Here is a 3345-nt window from a genome sequence, read left to right as displayed (position 1 = left end):
GTCGAGGTGGCCCTTTGCCCCACTCGGGCCCGGCGCTGGAGGGCATTGGAGACGGTGCGGACCGTGTCGATCGGCAGCTCGTCGCCGAACTCCCACTGCCGGCTGAGCCCGGTGAGCTCGTCGGCCTGGCCGGCGGCGCGGTCGTCGTGGTCGCCGCGACCGGCGGCCTCCACCCGTTCGAAGACCCGCTTGAGCGCCGTCTCCCCGAGCCGGCGGACCGCCCGGGGCGTCAGGCGCAGGCCGTCGTCGCCCCGGGAGACGTAGCCCTGGCGCTCGAGCTCGCGCTCGAGCTGGCGCAGCGCCTCCATGTCGCGGGCGGCGTCGGCGCCGAGGTACTGCTCGAGCCGCTCCACGTCGACGTCGTCGAGCGTGGCCCCGAAGTAGCTCTGGCCCAGCTGCTCGCCGAGCTGCTCGAGGTCGGCCAGCTCGGCCACCGCACCGACGGCGTCGCCGTAGCCCATCGGCTCGCCCTGGCCCGGCTGCACCGGGCTGCGCCGGTCGAGACCGGGACGCAGGGCCCGGAGGTTATCGGCCAGCTGGGCCATCTCGGAGGCCAGGTCCGGGTCGCCGAGCGCCTCGGACATCAGCCGGCTGAGCTGCTCGCGCTGCTCGGGACTGAGCGACGCCATCAGGCGCTCGGCCGCGGCCTGGCGTCGGGCGAGGGCGTCGATCAGCTCGTCGACGTTCTCGGGCTGCTCCGGGAACAGGTCGCCGTGCTTGTCCATGAAGTCGCGGAACTGGTCCTCGGTGTCCTCGCCCCGGGCGTGCGCGGCCAGCAGCTGGTTGAGGTCGGCGAGCATGTCCTTGACCGCCTGCATCGCCTCGCGTGACTGGGCGTCGTTGCCCGACAGGGCCTGCTTGAGCCCCTCGAACTGAGCCCCGACGACCTCGCGCTGCAGCATCTGCTGGATCTGCTCATAGGTCGCCTTCGCCTCGGGCGAGTGCCACTCGTAGTCACCGAGCGCTCGCACGGCCCCGGCGACGTCGTCGGGGATCGTCGCAAGGTCCATCTCGGCCAGGCGGGCGTCGTCGCCGGGCTCGCCGGCGAGGGTGTCACGCTCCTCGGCGAGCGCCTGGTCGAGCATCGCCCGAACCTGGTCGAGCGTGCCCCCCAGGTCACCGCGGCGACGGGCTGCCTCGCGCAGCCGGCGTACGCGGTCGGCGAGGTCGTCGAGACCGCGGCGCCCGTCCATCCCTCGCCTCAGCAGCTCGCGCAGCGAGTCCCGGAGCGAGCCGCCGGCGAGGACGTCCTGACCCACCTCGTCGAGCGCCGAACGCACGTCGAAGGGCGGTGCGAGCGGGTCGGGTCCGCCGTGCCACGGGGTGTAGCGGAACCGCCCGTGCACGTTGCCACCCTCGCCGGGGACTCTCGGTGTCATTCGGATTCCTACGCCCCGTAGACGGTGCGGCCGGCCACGGAGTCCTTGTCGATGCGGCGCGTCAGGTGCAGGCCCTCGAGCACGAACTCGATGGCGGCCGCCACCTCGCCCGGCGTCGCGTCGTCGCCGTGCCCCAGCCGGTCGAGCACCTTCGACAGGCCCGAGACCGGACCCACCTGGGCCAGCAGGTCGGCGCCCGGCACCAGCTCACCGGTCTCGACGACGGCGCCCTCGGCGAAGAGGTTGGTGAAGCCGCTGAGGTCGAGCCCCGCGAGCCGCGACCGGTACGTCTCAGCCACCGCGAGCCGGAGCAGGTGCGTCAGCACGTCCCGCTCGCGGCCCTCCTCGCCCATCTCGAACTCGACCTTGCCGAGCAGGGTGGGCACGACGGTCGGGACGTCGCAGACGCGGGCGACGGCATACGCCTCCCCGGTGCGGGCGGCACGACGAAGCGCGGAGCCGGCCACCCCCTCGGCGCCCGCGATGGCGAAGCGCGCGGACACGCCGGAGCGCTGGTCGACGGCCGAGGACTCGCGCAGGCCGCGGGTGAACCGCGCGACGACCTCGAGCAGGTGCTCGGGCACCTCGGCGACGAGCGAGGACTCCTGCGCGATGAGGGCGACCTCGTCGCTGACCTCGGTCGGGTAGTGGGTGCGGATCTCGGCGCCGAAGCGGTCCTTGAGCGGGGTGATGATGCGGCCGCGGTTGGTGTAGTCCTCGGGGTTGGCCGTCGCGACGAGCAGCAGGTCGAGCGGCAGCCGGAGGGAGTAGCCGCGGATCTGGATGTCGCGCTCCTCGAGCACGTTGAAGAGGGCGACCTGGATGCGCTCGGCGAGGTCGGGCAGCTCGTTGAGGCCGAAGATGCCGCGGTTGCTGCGCGGGACGAGGCCGTAGTGCACGGTCTCGGGGTCGCCGAGCGTGCGGCCCTGCGCGACCTTGACCGGGTCGACGTCGCCGACGAGGTCACCGACGCTCGTGTCGGGCGTCGCGAGCTTCTCGGTGTAGCGCTCGCTGCGATGGCGCCAGGAAACCGGCAGGTCCTCGCCCAGCTCGGCGCTGAGGCGCCGGCAGCGCGTGCACGACGGGTGGTGCGGGTCGTCGCCGATCTCGCACCCCTCGACGACGGGGCTCCACTCGTCGAGCAGCCCGGCGAGCGTGCGCATCAGGCGGGTCTTGCCCTGGCCGCGCTCGCCGAGCAGGACGAGGTCGTGGCCGGCCAGCAGCGCCGTCTCGAGCTCGGGCAGCACCGTCTCGTCGAAACCGACCATCCCCGGGAACGCGTCCTCGCCCGCCCGCAGCCGCGCCAGGAGGTTCTCGCCGATCTCGGCCTTGACGGTGCGGTAGACGTGCCCGGAGGCGCGCAGCTCGCCGAGGGTGGTGGCACGACCGGTGTCGGGTTGGCTCATTGCTTCACGCTACGTCCGAGTCCCGGCACTGTCGAAGGGTGCCGAACGGTGCCGAGGGGTGCCGCGGGCTTCGAGCGACGTGGAAGCCGGCCCGCGCTGCGTCACTGTTGCACCACGCGCGGCAGTGTCGCGGCGGGTGCGGCCCCCCGCGGGCCCGCGCCCGCCTCAGGCCGATGGGCTCTCCGCGCGGTCTCCGGCCCAGTTGGTGTGGAAGGAGCCCTCGCGGTCGGTCCGCAGATAGGTGTGGGCGCCGAAGTTGTCGCGCAGCGCCTGGATGAGCGCGGACGGCAGCCGATCGCGTCGCAGGGCGTCGAAGTAGGAGAGCGACGAGCCGAAGGCGGGGGCCGGCACGCCGCGCTCGGCCGCGACGGCGACGACCCAGCGCCACGCCTGCACGCCCTGCCCGATCGCCTCCGCGAACCACGGCGCGGTCAGCAGCGACTCGAGGACGTCGTCGGCGGCATACGCCTCACGGATGCGGTCGAGGAAGCGGGCGCGGATGATGCAGCCGCCGCGCCAGATCGTGGCGACCTGACCGAGGTCGAGGTCCCAGCCGTACT

2 protein-coding genes and 1 pseudogene are annotated in these 3345 nt (G+C 73.4%); all 3 read right to left on the bottom strand.

The annotated features are described in order from the left end of the window. Positions 1-1379: vWA domain-containing protein (locus tag ABD194_RS19710; RefSeq protein WP_343994667.1), on the bottom strand; the 1379-nt coding region annotated here is incomplete at its 3' end. Between the two features lie 8 nt (positions 1380-1387). Continuing rightward, positions 1388-2785, bottom strand: coding sequence for a sigma 54-interacting transcriptional regulator (locus tag ABD194_RS19705; protein WP_343994665.1), 1398 nt, complete (start codon positions 2783-2785; stop codon positions 1388-1390). Positions 2786-2950: 165 nt separating this feature from the next. After that, positions 2951-3345 (bottom strand): annotated as a pseudogene (locus ABD194_RS19700) (NADP-dependent phosphogluconate dehydrogenase); the annotation flags it as partial.

The sequence above is a fragment of the Terrabacter terrae genome (assembly GCF_039529575.1).
Classification (GTDB): Bacteria; Actinomycetota; Actinomycetes; order Actinomycetales; family Dermatophilaceae; genus Terrabacter; species Terrabacter terrae.
Note: the sequence above shows the minus strand (reverse complement) of the source record. Positions and strands in the feature narration are given on the sequence as shown.